Here is a 15,541-nt window from a genome sequence, read left to right on the forward strand (position 1 = left end):
TGCTCATATTGCCTTTCCGCTGTTAAAATGTCCTATTATCCATCCCAAAAGTGCATCAATCATGACTCGCAAGCTGTTCGTCACCACTGCCCTGCCTTACGCAAACGCCGCTTTTCACATTGGCCACATCATGGAATACATCCAGGCTGATATCTGGGTCCGGTTCCAGCGAATGCAACGCGATGGCGCAGCCGGCCGTGAAGTGCACTTTGTGGGCGCCGACGATACGCATGGCACGCCCATCATGATCGCCGCCGAAAAGGAAGGCATCACGCCGCAGCAATTCGTCGCCAACATCGCCGCCGGCCGCGCCCAGTACCTCGATGGCTTCCATATCGCCTTCGACAACTGGTATTCGACCGATTCGCCGGAAAACGTCGACCTGTCGCAATCGATCTACCGCAAGCTGCGCGATACGGGCCTGATCGTCACGAAAACCGTCGACCGCTTCTTCGATCCGGTGAAAGGCATGTTCCTGGCCGACCGCAACATCAAGGGCGAATGCCCGAAATGCGGCGCCAAGAACCAGTATGGCGACAATTGCGAAGTGTGCGGCGCCGCTTACCAGCCGACCGACCTGGTCAATCCGTTCTCCGTGTTTACCAACGCGACGCCCGTGATGAAGCCGTCGGAACAGTATTTTTTCAAGCTGTCCGACCCGCGCTGCTTCGAATTCCTGAAAAGCTGGCTGAATACGCCAGGCCGCTTGCAGCCGGAAATGGTCAACAAGGTCAGCGAATGGCTGGGCGAAGCGGGCGAAAAGCTGGCCGACTGGGATATTTCGCGTGATGCGCCCTACTTCGGCATCCCGATTCCCGATGCGCCAGGTAAATTCTTCTATGTGTGGATGGATGCGCCCGTCGGCTACTTGGCCAGCCTGAAAAACTATTGCGACAAGAAAGGCATCGATTTCGACGCCTTGCTGAATGATCCTGCGACGGAACAGATCCACTTCATCGGCAAGGACATCGTTTCCTTCCATTTGCTGTTCTGGCCCGCCATGCTGAAATTTGCCGGCCACCCCGTCATCGATAAACTGAAAGTCAACGTTCACGGCTTCCTGACGGTCAACAACGAAAAAATGTCGAAGTCGCGCGGCACGGGCATTTCGCCGCTGCGCTACCTGGACCTGGGCATGAACCCGGAATGGCTGCGCTACTACATCGCCTTCAAGCTGAACTCGAAAGTGGAAGACCTGGACTTCAACGGCGAAGATTTTGTCGCCCGCGTGAACAGCGACCTGATCGGCAAGTACGTGAACATCGCCAGCCGCTGCGCCGGCTTCATCGCCAAGCGTTTCGACGGCAAGCTGGCATCGACGCTGTCGGAAGGCGCGCAAAGCTGGATCAACCGCGCGCTGACGGTGGACGTGAACGGCGTCATCGTCGAGCGCCAGGCCAGCATCGCCGCGCACTTCGAGAACCGCGAATTCGGCAAGGCCTTGCGCGAAATCATGGAAATCGCCGACATCACCAACCAGTATGTCGATGAAAACAAGCCGTGGATCCTCGCCAAGGACGTCGACAAAACAGCCGAGTTGCACGACGTGTGCACCACGGCCCTGATCCTGTTCCGCCAGCTGACGATTTTGCTCTCGCCGGTGCTGCCGGGCGTGGCGAAGAACGTGGCATCGTTCCTCAACGACGCCGAGTTTAGCTGGGCCGATACGCAGGTGTTCGGCGACGCCGTCGCGAACAGCATGCTGGGCCGCACCATCGGCGCCTACAGCCATTTGATGACGCGCATGGATGCAAAGATGATCGAGGCGCTGTTTGACGCGCCGCAAGCGACCGCCGCTATCGCCGCACCGGCCGGCGACGCCGCGAACGATGCCACCGTGCCAGCCGTGCCCGCTGCCGCCATCGAGGAACTGGCGCCCGAAATCAAGATCGACGACTTCCTCAAGGTCGACCTGCGCATCGCCAAAATCGTCAACTGCGAACTGGTGGACGGCTCCGACAAGCTGCTGCGCCTGACCCTGGACGCGGGCGAAGGCCGTTTGCGCAATGTCTTCTCGGGCATCCGCTCGGCGTACCAGCCGGAAGAACTGATCGGCAAGCTGACCGTGCTGGTGGCCAATCTGGCGCCGCGCAAGATGAAGTTCGGCATTTCGGAAGGCATGGTCATGGCCGCCTCCGCCGCCGACGAGAAGGCGAATCCGGGCATCTACATCCTGAACCCGTGGCCGGGCGCCGAACCTGGCATGCGCATCCGCTAAGCCCCCCCCCACAAGGACCGATGATGAATATCGTGGTGCGCGAAGCAACAAATGCCGATGCACAACTGATGGCCGATCTGACCCGCGCCGCGTGGGCCGGCAAGGTAGCCGCCTCGTCCAGTGGGCACCACGAGACGGCGCAGCAGGTGCAAGCGCAACTGCGCCACGGCGGCGGTTTTTTGTTGCTGATCGACGACATTCCAGCCGGTTCACTGCGCTGGATGCCGCTCGACAGCGATCCCGCCATCTGGAAGATTTCACGCATGGGCGTGCTGCCCGCCTACCGGGGCAGCCATGTTTCACAACATTTGCTCGAAGCCATCATTCATCATGGCCTGTCGTGCCAGGCCGAGGAATTGCGCCTGGCCGTGCGGCGCGACCAGCGCAAGTTGATCGATTTTTATGCGGCCTTTGAATTCGACCTGGCCGAAGAACTGGAATATTCGCACGCCAACCCCGCCGAACCGGCGCCGATGGTGATGCGGCGCTTGTTACGTTATTGATTGCGTTATTGATTTTTAGCAATTTCGCCCCCGGACTTGCCGATACTACAACCCGCCAGGCGGCACGGCGCGGTAGAATACGGCCGGCTGACCTTACTTATAAGACACTCAGAAGAGAATATGAAACTGCCTGCAAAACACAACAACTACGTATCCGACCACACCTTGTTCATCGCCGAACTGAAGGCCAAGAATCCTGGCATGGAAGCGGGCCAGCAAGCGGGCCGCGCCCTGCTGTGGGACAAGCCGGCCGTCAGCATCGATGAGCAGGAACGCCAGCTGGCATCGGCCGTCAAGCAACAGGCTTACGTTTACCAGAACAAGAACTAAGATCTGGAACCGGCACGATGCTGCCTGAAGAGTCTGCAGTGACGCCGGAAGCCGACGCTTCCGGTGCCGGCGCAGTCATCGAGTCGCCCGAACCCGCCACTGGCGGCGACGGCAGCGGCGACCCTGCAGCATCTGCAAGCACGGACGCGGCGCCTGCCGCCGAGCCACCCGGTATCGCCCGCCTGTATGGCGAACCGATGCTGCGCATGCCGACGGATTTATACATCCCGCCGGACGCGCTGGAAATCTTCCTCGAAGCCTTCGAAGGCCCGCTCGACTTGCTGCTCTACCTGATCCGCAAGCAAAACTTCAACATTCTCGATATTCCGATGGCGCAGGTGACCCTGCAATATCTGAAATACGTCGACCAGATCCGCGTGAGCAACCTGGAACTGGCCGCCGAGTACCTGCTGATGGCGGCCATGTTGATCGAGATCAAGTCGCGCATGCTTTTGCCATCGCGCAAGAGCGAGGTCGAGGAAGACGGTGGCGATCCCCGTGCCGAGCTGGTGCGCCGCCTGCTCGAGTACGAGCAGATCAAGCTGGCCGCCTACGACCTGAACACCATTCCCCAGTTCGAGCGCGATTTCGTGCGCACGCAGATTTTCATCGAGCAAAGCCTGACGCCCACCTGGCCCGACGTGGAACCGGTGGACTTGCAGCAGGCGTGGCTCGACGTGCTGAAACGCGCCAAGCTGACCCAGCACCACCGCATCAGTCGCCAGGAACTGTCCGTGCGCGAGCACATGTCGAGCATCCTGCGCCACTTGCAGTCGTCGCGCTTCGTCGAGTTCAGCGAACTGTTCGACATTGCCGGCGGCGTGCCCGTGGTGGTGGTCAACTTCGTGGCCTTGCTGGAACTGGCCAAGGAAACCCTGATCGAAATCACGCAGGCAGAACCGTTTGCCCCCATCTACGTCCGGCTGGCCTATTCGCCCGCCTGATCCCTTCCCTTTGTCACTGACCACCGTACAACGGGGTTTTAGCGAAAGCAATCCATGAAAATTATTTCCGACATCGAAGAATTGCGCGACCAGCTCAGCGGACAGCTGCGCACGGCGTTCGTCCCCACCATGGGCAACCTGCACGAAGGCCATCTGTCGCTGATGCGCCTGGCGCGCAAGCATGGCGACCCCGTCGTCGCCTCGATCTTCGTGAATCGCCTGCAATTCGGCCCGAACGAAGACTTCGAAAAATATCCGCGCACCATGGCGGACGATATCGCCAAGCTGGAAAAGGAAGGCGTGTACGTGCTGTTCGCGCCGACGGAAAAGGAACTGTACCCCGAACCGCAGGAATACCGCGTGCGCCCGCCCGATGACCTGGGCAATACCCTGGAAGGGGAATTCCGCCCCGGCTTCTTCGAAGGCGTATGCACGGTCGTCACCAAGCTGTTCTCGTGCGTGGGGCCAAAAGTAGCCGTGTTCGGCAAGAAGGATTACCAGCAACTGATGATCATCCGCAACATGGCGCGCCAGTTCGCGCTGCCGACGGAAATCATCGCCGCTGAAACGTATCGGGCCAACGACGGCCTGGCCTTATCCTCGCGCAATATGTATCTGTCGGAAAGCGAACGCGCGGAAGCGCCGGAGCTGTTCAAGGGACTTAATGTCGTGGCCGAGGAAGTGCGCAAGGGCAACCTGGCCGTCGGTGAACTGGAACAGGCGGCCATGCGGCTGCTGGACGGCCGCGGCTGGAAGTCGGACTACATCGCCGTGCGCAAGCGCGCCAACCTGCAAGCGCCGAGCGCCGCCGAACTGGCCGCCGGCGAACCGCTGGTGGTGCTGGCCGCGGCCAAGCTGGGGCAGACGCGTCTGATTGATAATCTGGAAATTTAAACGCATTCACAACGGGGCCATTCGGCCCCGTTTCTTTATCTACCTCTCCATCCCGACCAGCTTGAGCTCGGCAAACAGCGGCCTGTGATGGCCGCGTGCCGCCTGCAACATGTCATAGCTGGCCGCATCGAGCACGATTTCCTCGCCCGCCCACAACTTGCGCTGGTTTGCAGGCAGCCTCAGGCTGCGCAGGATGGCCCGTGCCTGGGCCGGATCGGCTGCCAGCAGGCGGATGGCGTGCGCACCGCGCTGCGCCCCTGTGAGTATCGGCAAGCCGCCCTGCGGGCCGTTCTGGCTCAGGCTGACATAATCATGGCCACCCATGCGATGCAGATAGGCATGCCGGCCATCGCCATCGGCTGCCGGCTGCGCGGCAGGCTCCGGCGCCTCGACGACGGCAGGCGCGATAGGGGCGACGCTGGTTTGCTCAAGGCTCACGCCGCAAGCCGCCAGCAAGGCCGTGCTCAGGGCAAAGAATAATACGGGTGCTCGGCGCATGTGGCGCTCCTTCTTGTCGGGGTCGGGGACAGAGGTGGAATAGTGCAGCGATCATGAGCCACTTTAGTTGACGTGTAAAGTTAACTTTGGGAAATATTTCATTCTGCGTAGCAATCAGCTGCATGGCAGCGTTTGCCCGACGGCTGGCGCCGTGACTGTTGATCTGGATTGCACACTAAAACCATCAAACCAGTCTTTATCCACGCAACAATAAAGATCACAATCGCCATACGGGCTCGCAGACACATCGCGCGGGCCGCCCACCATGACAGGAGAAGCAGCATGCATACCATACTCACCCCAGCCAGGGTCGCCATCGTCACGGGCGCCTCGCGCGGCATCGGCGCGGCCATCGCCCGCCGCCTGGCGCGCGATGGCATGCAGGTCGTCGTCAATTACGCCAGCGACAAGGCGGCGGCAGACGAGCTGGTGGCCAGCATGCTTGCCGACGGCAGCGCCGCCATCGCGGTCAAGGCCAACGTCGCCGATGCGGGCGAGGTGCAAGCGCTGTTCGATGCGGCCGAAGCGGCCTTCGGCGGCGTTGATGTGCTGGTCAACAACGCCGGCATCATGCCGCCCGCGCTGCCCGCCCTGGCCGACACGGACGACGCCACCTTCGACAGCTTGTTCGCCATCAACGTCAAGGGCAGCTTCAACACCATGCGCCAGGCGGCGACGCGCTTGCGCCACGGCGGCAGCGTGGTCAACTTCTCGACCAGCGTGATTGGCCTGGCCCTGCCCGGCTACAGCATCTATGGCGCCAGCAAGGCGGCCATCGAGACGATGACGACTATCTTCGCCAAGGAATTGCGCGGCAAGAACATCACCGTCAATGCCGTCGCACCCGGCCCCACGGCCACGGCCCTGTTCTTGAATGGCAAGACGGCGGAAATGATAGAACGCATGAGCAAGATGGCGCCCCTGGAGCGCCTGGGCACGCCGGACGACATCGCCGCCGCCGTGGCCTTTTTGGCTGGCCCCGACGGCCGCTGGGTGAATGGACAAACGTTACGCGCGAATGGCGGCCTGGTGTAAGCAAGGTGCAGGCCGACGAAAAAAACGCCGCCAGTTCGCACTGGCAGCGTTTTTCTTGATAACGGTCAAGCCTGGATCAGGCGCCGGCTTTTTCCAGCTTCTCGAAAATCTTGTTCAGCTTTTCATCGAGGGTCGCGGCCGTGAACGGCTTGACAACATAACCGCTGGCGCCAGCTTGCGCGGCGGCGATGATGTTTTCTTTTTTCGCTTCGGCGGTCACCATCAGCACGGGCAGCTTGGCCAGTGCGGGATCGGCGCGGATATGCTGCAGCATCGTCAGGCCATCCATATTAGGCATGTTCCAGTCCGAGACGACGAAATCGTAGGATTCCGCGCGCAGCTTGGCCAGGCCCATCACGCCGTCTTCCGCCTCATCGACGTTGGCATAACCCAGTTCCTTCAACAGATTCCGGACAATGCGGCGCATCGTCGAAAAATCGTCAACGACTAAAAATTTCATCTTTGGATCAGCCATGAATAACTCCGTTGTTTCTGTAGCGGTTTGTTAATAATATCGACATGAATGCCGACATTATGGTCGACACTACGGCAGCAAGTTGTAGGATAGCATTTTCGTTGCTTTTAGGCGAACAAACTTGCCCCAGATCATACAAAACGTGGCTTACACGCGCAAAGCACGCATGCCATGCGCAGCCAGGTGTCCCAGCACCATGCCGGGCAGCGCCGTCAGAGCGCCGACCTCATGCGTAGCACCGATGGCGATCGCCTCGCGCGGCATGCCGAACACCACGCAACTGGCTTCGTCCTGCGCAAAATTATACGCTCCTGCGGCCTTCATCTCCAACATGCCTTGTGCGCCATCCTTGCCCATGCCGGTCAGGATCACGCCGACGGCATTTTTACCCGCCGATTGCGCGGCCGAACGGAACAGCACATCGACCGAGGGGCGGTGGCGGTTGACCGGTTCGCCCTGGTCGATCTTGGTCATGTAGTTGGCGCCGCTGCGCGTCAGGGTCAGATGCGAATGGCCGGGCGCGATGTAGGCGTGGCCGGGCAGCACCCGTTCGCCGCCTGCCGCTTCCTGCACCGAGATCTTGCACAGCGAATCGAGGCGACGCGCAAACGAACGCGTAAATCCTTCCGGCATGTGCTGCGTGATCAGGATGCCGGGGCAATCGGATGGCATCTGCATCAAAAATTCGCGGATCGCTTCCGTGCCGCCCGTGGAGGCGCCCACGATGATCAGCTTTTCGCTCGACGTCAAGGGACTGCGCAGCGCAGGCAGCGGTGCGGCTACCCGGTCGCCCGCCGACGGCAGCGTGCGGGCGCGGATGCGCGCCTTCGAGGCCGCGCGGATCTTGTCGGCGATCATGTCGGTGTACTCGCGCATGCCGCTCTGGATGGAAATCTTTGGCTTGGTGACGAAATCGACGGCGCCCAGCTCCAGCGCGCGCATGGTGATTTCCGAACCGCGCTCGGTCAGCGACGACACCATCAGCACCGGCATCGGACGCAAGCGCATCAGTTTTTCCAGGAAGTCGAGGCCATCCATCTTCGGCATCTCGACGTCGAGGGTCAGCACGTCGGGGTTGGTCTGCTTGATCATCTCGCGCGCCACCAGCGGATCGGGCGCCGCCCCCACCACTTCCATGTCGGGCTGGCTATTCACGATTTCCGTCATGACGCTGCGAATGAGCGCCGAATCATCCACGATCAATACTTTGATCTTCATAAAATATCCTTCCAGGCCTTGCGGCCCTTATTCTTAATCGGTAAAAACGCCAGACAAAACCGTAGCGAGCGGCAGTGATTTGTGGCTAAGAAGCGCAACCGTGCTGAAGCACGGTGAGCATCGCAGGCCGCAAAGCACGACGCGCAGTAGGTTTGGTCTGGTGTTACTAGAACAGCTCGATCTCGCCACCCACGGGCGCAACCTTGAGACGGCTGGCGTAATCGAGTTCGCGGCGCACCAGGGTGTCGTTGTGCGTCTGCATCAGCTTTTTCACCAGCACCTTGCCGCTGCGGGGGAAAAAATACACCTTGCGCGGGTGGATGTCGTTCAAGTCTTCGGCCACCACGCGCATCTTTTCCGCCTTCAGGTAATTGATGACGAAAGCCGCATTGCGTTCACCGACGTTGATCGCCGTGAAGCCGCGCAGCACGGCGCCGCCGCCAAACACCTTCGCTTCCATGTTCTCGCGCCGCGCGCCGGCCTTCAGCAGATCGTTGATCAATATCTCCATGGCGTAAGTGCCATAGCGCATCGACGCGGAAATCGGGCTATTCGGATCGCTGCCGCCGTCGGGCAGCATGAAATGGTTCATGCCGCCCAGGCCCGTAACGCGGTCGCGGATGCAGGCCGAGACGCAGGAGCCGAGCACGGTGACGATCAGCATGTCCTTGTTGGTAAAGTAATACTCACCAGGCAAGATCTTGGCGGCGTCACAATTGAACGTCCTGTCGTAATAGACGTTAGTGGCAAATTGCTCTTTGGATTCCAGGCTCATATTTCACTCTCATGTACGATGCGACGATGCCTTGGGCGCGGCGCCCCGAGGCTGGTCGAGCTCATAGACTGTTTTACCGCGCAGCTTCAATGAATCCGACACGTACAGGAAATTCTCCGAATGGCCCGCAAACAGCAGGGCATCAGGCTTCATCAACGGCACAAAGCGCGACAGGATCTTGCGCTGCGTCGCCTTGTCAAAATAAATCATCACGTTACGGCAGAAGATGACGTCGAACTGTCCCGTCAGGGGCCAGCTGTCGGCCAGCAGGTTGAGCGGCTTGAAGGTGATCATCTGGCGCAGTTCCGGGCGCACCCGCACCTGCCCCTCGCGATCGCCCTTGCCGCGCAAGAAAAAGCGCCGCGCACGGTCGGCCGGCATCTTCTCGAGCCGGTCCAGGTTGTAGACGCCATTGGCGGCCGTGGCCAGCACGTTCGTGTCGATATCCGTGGCGATGATGGTGACGGGCGGCGTGAGCGTATTGAACGCCTCGCACACCGTCATGGCGATCGAGTACGGCTCCTCGCCAGTGGAACTGGCCGAACACCAGATGGTGATCGGACCGCTCAGTTTTTTCACATGCTCGGCCAGCAGCGGGAAGTGATGCGCCTCGCGGAAGAACGACGTCAGGTTGGTCGTCAGCGCATTCGTGAACGCTTCCCACTCGTCGCCCATGCGGCCCGCTTCCAGGTCGTCCAGGTAGCGGACGAACGAGGAGATGCCGGTCGCGCGCAGGCGCCTGGCCAGGCGGCTGTAAACCATCTCCTGCTTGCTGTCGGCCAGCGCGATGCCGGCCCGCTTGTAAATCATGGCGCGGACCCGTTCGAAGTCCTTGCCAGTGAAATCAAATTCCTTGACCGAATCCGTTTTAGTTTGCGGCATTTTGTTTTTACCTCTCTATGACTACTCTGACCAATGCCTTTGCAAGTATAACTAGCGGGACCGGGTTGGCGTCAGAACTCTTCCCAATCATCGCCGCCGGCCGCCGCCAGCTTTTTCGCGGGCGGTGGCGTGCCGGCCTGCGCCGTCTTTGCCAACCGCCGTGTAGTTGCCGCCATATTCGGTGCCGGCCGTGCCGGCGCCTTCACCGGCGCGGGCACGGACGCCTGCGCCGCGCTCTCGCCGCCCAGCTTGAAAATGCTGACGGCGTCGGCCAGTTTCTGCGCCTGCTCCTGCATGCTTTCGGCCGCCGCCGCCGCTTCCTCGACCAGCGCCGCATTTTGCTGCGTCATCTGGTCCATCTGCGCGATGGCCTGGTTCACTTCCTCGATGCCATGGCTCTGTTCCTGCGTTGCCGCCGTGATCTCGCCCATAATGTCGGCCACCTGCCGGATCGATGTGACGATCAGACCCATGGTCTGTCCCGCCTCATCCACCAGGCGGCTGCCCGCATCGACCTTGTCGACCGAGTCGCCGATCAGGCCCTTGATCTCTTTCGCGGCGCCAGCGGATCGTTGCGCCAGATTGCGCACTTCCGACGCCACCACCGCAAAACCGCGTCCCTGCTCGCCTGCGCGCGCCGCTTCGACGGCCGCATTCAGCGCCAGGATATTCGTCTGGAACGCGATGCCGTCAATGACGCCGATGATATCGACGATCTTGCGCGAACTGTCCTTGATGGAGCCCATGGTGTCGACCACTTGCGCCACCACCTTGCCGCCCTGCTCCGCCACCGACGATGCCGACACGGCCAGCTGGTTGGCCTGGCGCGCGTTGTCCGCGTTCTGCTTCACGGTCGACGTCAGCTCTTCCATCGACGACGCCGTCTCTTCGAGCGAACTGGCCTGCGTTTCCGTGCGCGCCGACAGGTCCGCATTGCCGCTGGCGATCTCGCGCGACGCCACGGTGATGGTGTCCGTCCCGGTGCGCACGTCGCTGACCGTCTGCACCAGGCTCTCGTTCATGTCCTTGAGCGCCTGCTGCAGCGCGCTCGTTTCATCCTTGCCTTCGACCACCACGCGCGCTGTCAGCTCGCCGGCAGCCACCTTCTGCGCCACCGCCAGGGCGCCCGACAGCGGCACCGTGATCGAGCGCGTGATGAAGATGGCGCACCAGGCGCCGATCGCCACCGCCGCGCCGCCCAGGATGAACAGTACCATCATGAGGCGCGCATCGGCCGCCAGCGAATCGTCCATGAAGCTTTGCTGGGCCACATGCTGCAAGTCGAGCAGCTTGTTGATATCGGCCAGGGTCGTCTTGTTCAAAGGGTCGATGCGGGTTGCAATCACCTTCGCCGCGCCCTCGCTGTTAAACGCCAGCACCTGCCCCATCGCTTCCTTGAAGGCGGCATCGACCTCGCCGTCGACCCTGGCGATATTGGCCAGCAGCGTCTTCTCGCCATCGGACAGGCCCAAGGTGGCCAGCTTGCCGCGCGCGCCGTCGTACAGCTTGCGCTGCTCGCGCACCTTGCCCTCTTCCACCTGCATCAGGCCGACATCGCCCTGCAGGCCGATATTGCGCATGGCGATACCGGTTTCCAGCATCGCGCTTTTCATCAGCGACGCCTGCGTATTTTTTTCGCTGGCCAGTGCCAGGCCCGTGAGCAACTGGGCCTTGTTACGATAATTCAGTGCATTCGCCGAAACGATCACCACCACCAGGATGGCGAGGATGCTGCCGAAACCTATCCCCAGCCGGGTACCTATCTTAAAATCGCGCAAACTCATTACAGTCTCCAATATTTATGTGAACGGCGCCCGTTCAACCGGACGGCGCCGTGTTGTGGCCTGGTCTCTGTCGGACCTTGCAGCCTGCCGGCGCGCCTCTAGATGCTGCTCGCGCCGGTACATGCATATCTGTAGTGATACTTTGCGTGGCAACACGGCGGCGCACCGGGCGCCGCCTTGCTGCCGCTTACGCCGCCAGCTTGTCGATCAGGCCCATCTCGCTGCTCGACATCAGCTTGTCGATGTCGACCAGGATCAGCATGCGCTCGTCGATGGTGCCCAGGCCGATCATGTAGTCGGTCGAGAAGGCGGTGCCCATTTCCGGCGCCGGTTTCACCTGCTCCGGCGTCAGGGTGGTGACGTCGGAAACGCTGTCGACCACCATGCCGACGATGCGACCACCGATGTTCAGGATGATCACCACCGTGAACTGGTCATACACGGGCGTGCCCAGGTTGAACTTGATGCGCATGTCGACCACGGGAATGATGATGCCGCGCAGGTTGATCACGCCCTTGATGAATTCAGGCGCGTTGGCGATGCGGGTGACCGCTTCGTAACCACGGATTTCCTGGACCTTCAGAATATCGATGCCGTACTCTTCGGAGCCCAGGGTGAAGGCCAGGAATTCACGTCCGGCGATGTCCTTGCCGTCGCCCGTATTGCTTCCGGATGTTTGTTGAGTATCTGACATGGTGCGTTTTCCTATCTTTTATCTATCGGTATTACGAAAAAATGGACTCGTCGGCCAGCTGGCGAGAGGAACGGATCAGGGCGGCGACATCGAGAATCAGCGACACACCGCCATCGCCCAGGATGGTGGCGCCAGAAATGCCCACTACCTTGCGGTAATTCGATTCGAGGTTTTTCACCACGACCTGCTGTTGTCCCACCAGGTCGTCGACAAACAGGGCCGCCTTGCGCCCTTCCGTCTCGAGGATCACGCAGATGCCTTCCGACGGACTGGTAAAGCGCGGCGCGATGTCGAACATCTGGTACAAGGGAATCAGCGGCAGGTACTCGCCACGCACTTTCACCACTTGCCCCTTGCCACTGATGTCCTTGATATCCTCAACGGCCGGCTGCAGCGATTCGATGACAAAGCCCAACGGTAAAATATACACTTCGTCGCCGACGCGGATCGACATGCCATCGAGGATGGCCAGGGTCAGCGGCAGCGAGATCGAAATCGTCGTGCCGAAGCCCTTCGCCGAACGGATGTCGACGACGCCACCCATGGCGCTGATATTGCGCTTGACGACATCCATGCCCACGCCGCGGCCCGACACGTCGGTGACCGCCTCGGCGGTGGAAAAGCCGGGCGCGAAGATCAGCTGCCACACGTCGGCGTCGCTCATCGACTCGGACACGTCCAGTCCCTGCTGCTGCGCCTTGGCCAGGATGCGCTCGCGGTTCAGTCCCGCGCCATCATCGGATACTTCGATGATGATGTTGCCACCCTGGTGGCTGGCCGAAAGGAACAAACGGCCGGCCTCGGTCTTGCCGGCGGCCACGCGGGCGGCCGGCATTTCCACGCCGTGATCGATACTGTTGCGCACCAGGTGCGTCAGCGGATCGACGATGCGCTCGATGAGGCCCTTGTCCAGTTCCGTGGCGGCGCCATTGGTGATGAAATCGACCTTCTTGCCCAACTTGGTCGCCAGGTCGCGCACCATGCGCGGGAAGCGCGAAAAGACGAAATCCATCGGCATCATGCGGATCGACATCACCGCTTCCTGCAAGTCGCGCGTATTGCGCGTCAGGTGGCTGACGCTGTCGAGCAGTTTCTCGTGCAGCATCGGGTCGAGCGCGCCAGCGCGCTGCTCGATCATCGCCTGCGTGATCACCAGCTCGCCCACCAGGTTGATCAGCTGATCGACTTTTTCAATCGAGACGCGGATCGACGACGATTCGGTACCGGCCTTGTCGCCCTCTTTCCTGGCCGGTTTCTTTTCCGGCTCCACCTCGGTCGCGGCGCTCGCCACGGCCGGCACGGCGGCGGCGCCGGCGTTGCCCGCCTTGGCGGCATCGGCACGAATCTGTTCGAGCGGCTGGAAGAAACCGTAGCCCTGTTCGGCGTCGCTCTGCACGCCGGCGGCGGCGCGGATGTCCTCGATCGGCTGGAAGAAGCCATAGCCGGGATCGGCCGCACCCTGCGCTCCAGGCGCGCCTGGCAGCGGGTCGAAGAAACCATAACCCTGGGCTTTTTCCTGCGCCGCGCGGGCCGCTTCGGCTTCGCCTGGCGCCAGTGGCGGCGCCTGCGTGATGACCATGTCGTCGGGATTGAGCACGAACGAGCAGATGGCCAGGATATCGTCCAGGCTTTCATGCGTCGTCACTTCCAGCACCTTGCGCGCGTCGGCCAGGGTGGACACGGCGACGTCGCCCAACAAGCCCAGTTCGGCCGCCAGCGCATCGACTTCGCGCTCTTCCATCTTCGGCAGCTCCAGGCGGATGCGATGTCCGCCGGCGTGGCTGACGGCTGCTTTTTCCGCCGTATGGAACGCTGGCGCGATGGGCGTGAGCGCGGCCACGGGCACGTCCTGCGAGAACGACTGCAGCATCATGCGCACATTGGCCACGGCATCCTGGTCGACGGCGCTGCCCAGACGATGACCGTCGAGCTGCATCTTGAGGATGTCCTTGGCGGCCAAAAAGGCGTCGACGTGTTCCGCCGTCAGGGCCATCTGGCCCTGGCGGATGCGGTCGAGCAGCGACTCGAGGATGTGCGTCACCTCGCTCATGTCGGAGAGGCCGAACGTCGATGCGCCGCCCTTGATCGAATGGGCGGTGCGAAAAATGGCATTCAGGTCTTCGGCGTCGGGCGCCGCAATATCGACGGCCAGCAGCAGCCGTTCTTTTTCAGCCAGCAGTTCTTCGGCCTCATCGAAAAAGACCTGAAAAAACTGGCTAATATCGATGGTCATAGGGTGACTCCGTCATGTGCATCGTTGCGCTGCGCGGCTGGCATCAGCCGATCACCTTCTTGACCACTTCAATCAGGCGTTGCGGATCGAAGGGCTTGACCAGCCAGCCATTGGCGCCGGCGGCACGTCCTTTCGACTTCATTTCGTCCGACGACTCCGTCGTCAGCATCAAAATCGGCACCTTCTGGTAGGTCGGCAGCTCGCGCAACAGCTTGATCAGCTCCAGGCCATCCATGCGCGGCATGTTCTGGTCCGTCAATACCAGGTCCACGGTTTGCAGCTTGGCTTTTTCCAGTCCATCCTGGCCGTCGACGGCCTCCACCACCTGGTAACCGGCGGCTTTCAGGCTGAACGCCACCATCTGGCGCAATGAGCTGGAATCGTCCACTGCAAGTATCGTTTTGGCCATCTTTGCTCCCACTTATTCCGGGCATCCTGCCCGAGTATTTGATTAATCAATCCATGCAACCGCAAGCGTTCCACACTGGCATGCTAGAACAGCTCGATGTCGCCGCTTTCCAAATGCTGTTGACTGACAGCCTTGCGCAGCACGCTGCGCAACTCCAGGCTTTGAATCGCCAGCGCCATGCTGACCCGCCCCAGCAAGGCGACAATTTCTTCATTGTCGCTCTCCGGCAACATCTCCGCGCCATGCGAGCCCAAGGTACCGAGGAACTCGCGCAAGCCCGTCACGCGCTTCAGGGTACGCTCGATCAGCTGACTGGTCATGTCCTGAAACTGCATGCTGGTGATGGCGGCATTCACGTAGCCGCCCACTTCGTCCTGCAGCGCCAGCAGTTTTTCCCGCTGCTCCTCGGCCGGCACGCCGCCTGCGAGCAGCATGGCGATGGTATCTTGCTGCGCAGCGACGGCTGCGTGTATCGCCATGAAATTGAAGGACAGCTTCTCGATTGCCTCTTCCAGCAAGATACCGGTCTGCACCAGGTCGGTTTCCACCTCCGTCAAGTGCTTGCGGCCATGGTCCGACACGCCAGACAGCAGGCGTTTTACATGCGAGCCAAGTATTTTCTTTCTTGTCATAAAGGTCTCATTGTTTC

16 protein-coding genes are annotated in these 15,541 nt (G+C 61.1%); 6 read left to right on the forward strand and 10 right to left on the reverse strand.

Annotated features, from left to right (window positions below):
- The first annotated feature begins 61 nt into the window (after positions 1 to 61).
- From metG to panC, 5 genes are all read left to right on the forward strand, one after another.
- Positions 62 to 2,218, forward strand: coding sequence for a methionine--tRNA ligase (gene metG / locus KY494_RS07395; protein WP_219890456.1), 2,157 nt, complete (start codon positions 62 to 64; stop codon positions 2,216 to 2,218).
- A gap of 23 nt (positions 2,219 to 2,241) precedes the next feature.
- Complete coding sequence (locus tag KY494_RS07400; RefSeq protein ID WP_219134907.1) at positions 2,242 to 2,721, forward strand: GNAT family N-acetyltransferase; 480 nt, start codon at positions 2,242 to 2,244, stop codon at positions 2,719 to 2,721.
- 120 nt (positions 2,722 to 2,841) lie between these two features.
- A complete protein-coding gene (locus KY494_RS07405) occupies positions 2,842 to 3,051 on the forward strand; it encodes a DUF3460 family protein (protein ID WP_034778041.1) in 210 nt (69 codons plus the stop codon).
- A gap of 17 nt (positions 3,052 to 3,068) precedes the next feature.
- Entirely contained in the window at positions 3,069 to 3,995 is a 927-nt protein-coding gene (locus KY494_RS07410; RefSeq protein ID WP_219134767.1) for a ScpA family protein, read from the forward strand.
- Positions 3,996 to 4,049: 54 nt separating this feature from the next.
- Positions 4,050 to 4,889: a pantoate--beta-alanine ligase gene (panC, locus tag KY494_RS07415; RefSeq protein ID WP_219890457.1), complete on the forward strand. Its 840-nt coding sequence runs from the start codon at positions 4,050 to 4,052 to the stop codon at positions 4,887 to 4,889.
- 39 nt (positions 4,890 to 4,928) lie between these two features.
- Here panC and KY494_RS07420 read toward each other — a convergent pair whose 3' ends face one another.
- On the reverse strand, positions 4,929 to 5,387 hold the full coding sequence (locus tag KY494_RS07420) for a hypothetical protein (RefSeq protein ID WP_219890458.1): 459 nt from the start codon (positions 5,385 to 5,387) through the stop codon (positions 4,929 to 4,931).
- Positions 5,388 to 5,669: 282 nt separating this feature from the next.
- Between KY494_RS07420 and KY494_RS07425 the strand changes: the two genes are divergently transcribed.
- Entirely contained in the window at positions 5,670 to 6,422 is a 753-nt protein-coding gene (locus KY494_RS07425) for an SDR family oxidoreductase (RefSeq protein WP_219134764.1), read from the forward strand.
- Between the two features lie 76 nt (positions 6,423 to 6,498).
- Here the strand turns inward: KY494_RS07425 and cheY are convergent, their stop codons facing one another.
- The 9 genes from cheY to KY494_RS07470 all read right to left on the reverse strand — a co-directional run bounded on the left by cheY (position 6,499) and on the right by KY494_RS07470 (position 15,524).
- Positions 6,499 to 6,897, reverse strand: coding sequence for a chemotaxis response regulator CheY (gene cheY, locus KY494_RS07430; RefSeq protein ID WP_010396677.1), 399 nt, complete (start codon positions 6,895 to 6,897; stop codon positions 6,499 to 6,501).
- A 147-nt stretch (positions 6,898 to 7,044) separates the two neighbouring features.
- Positions 7,045 to 8,115: a chemotaxis response regulator protein-glutamate methylesterase gene (locus tag KY494_RS07435; protein WP_071078256.1), complete on the reverse strand. Its 1,071-nt coding sequence runs from the start codon at positions 8,113 to 8,115 to the stop codon at positions 7,045 to 7,047.
- Between the two features lie 166 nt (positions 8,116 to 8,281).
- Positions 8,282 to 8,890: a chemoreceptor glutamine deamidase CheD gene (cheD, locus tag KY494_RS07440; protein ID WP_071078257.1), complete on the reverse strand. Its 609-nt coding sequence runs from the start codon at positions 8,888 to 8,890 to the stop codon at positions 8,282 to 8,284.
- A gap of 9 nt (positions 8,891 to 8,899) precedes the next feature.
- On the reverse strand, positions 8,900 to 9,772 hold the full coding sequence (locus KY494_RS07445) for a CheR family methyltransferase (protein WP_102121798.1): 873 nt from the start codon (positions 9,770 to 9,772) through the stop codon (positions 8,900 to 8,902).
- A gap of 71 nt (positions 9,773 to 9,843) precedes the next feature.
- On the reverse strand, positions 9,844 to 11,556 hold the full coding sequence (locus KY494_RS07450; RefSeq protein ID WP_219890459.1) for a methyl-accepting chemotaxis protein: 1,713 nt from the start codon (positions 11,554 to 11,556) through the stop codon (positions 9,844 to 9,846).
- A 187-nt stretch (positions 11,557 to 11,743) separates the two neighbouring features.
- Positions 11,744 to 12,250 carry a chemotaxis protein CheW gene (locus KY494_RS07455; RefSeq protein ID WP_071078260.1) on the reverse strand — a complete coding sequence of 169 codons (507 nt, stop codon included), beginning with the start codon at positions 12,248 to 12,250 and terminating at the stop codon, positions 11,744 to 11,746.
- Positions 12,251 to 12,281: 31 nt separating this feature from the next.
- Positions 12,282 to 14,483, reverse strand: a complete 2,202-nt coding sequence (cheA, locus tag KY494_RS07460; protein ID WP_219890460.1) for a chemotaxis protein CheA — start codon at positions 14,481 to 14,483, stop codon at positions 12,282 to 12,284.
- Positions 14,484 to 14,526: 43 nt separating this feature from the next.
- Positions 14,527 to 14,892: a response regulator gene (locus KY494_RS07465; protein ID WP_034758362.1), complete on the reverse strand. Its 366-nt coding sequence runs from the start codon at positions 14,890 to 14,892 to the stop codon at positions 14,527 to 14,529.
- Between the two features lie 83 nt (positions 14,893 to 14,975).
- The gene (locus tag KY494_RS07470; protein ID WP_096234722.1) at positions 14,976 to 15,524 is read right to left on the reverse strand and encodes a chemotaxis protein; all 549 of its coding nucleotides are present in this window, start codon (positions 15,522 to 15,524) and stop codon (positions 14,976 to 14,978) included.
- Between the last annotated feature and the right edge of the window lie 17 nt (positions 15,525 to 15,541).

The sequence above is a fragment of the Janthinobacterium sp. PAMC25594 genome (genome assembly GCF_019443505.1).
Lineage (GTDB): Bacteria > Pseudomonadota > Gammaproteobacteria > Burkholderiales > Burkholderiaceae_D > Janthinobacterium.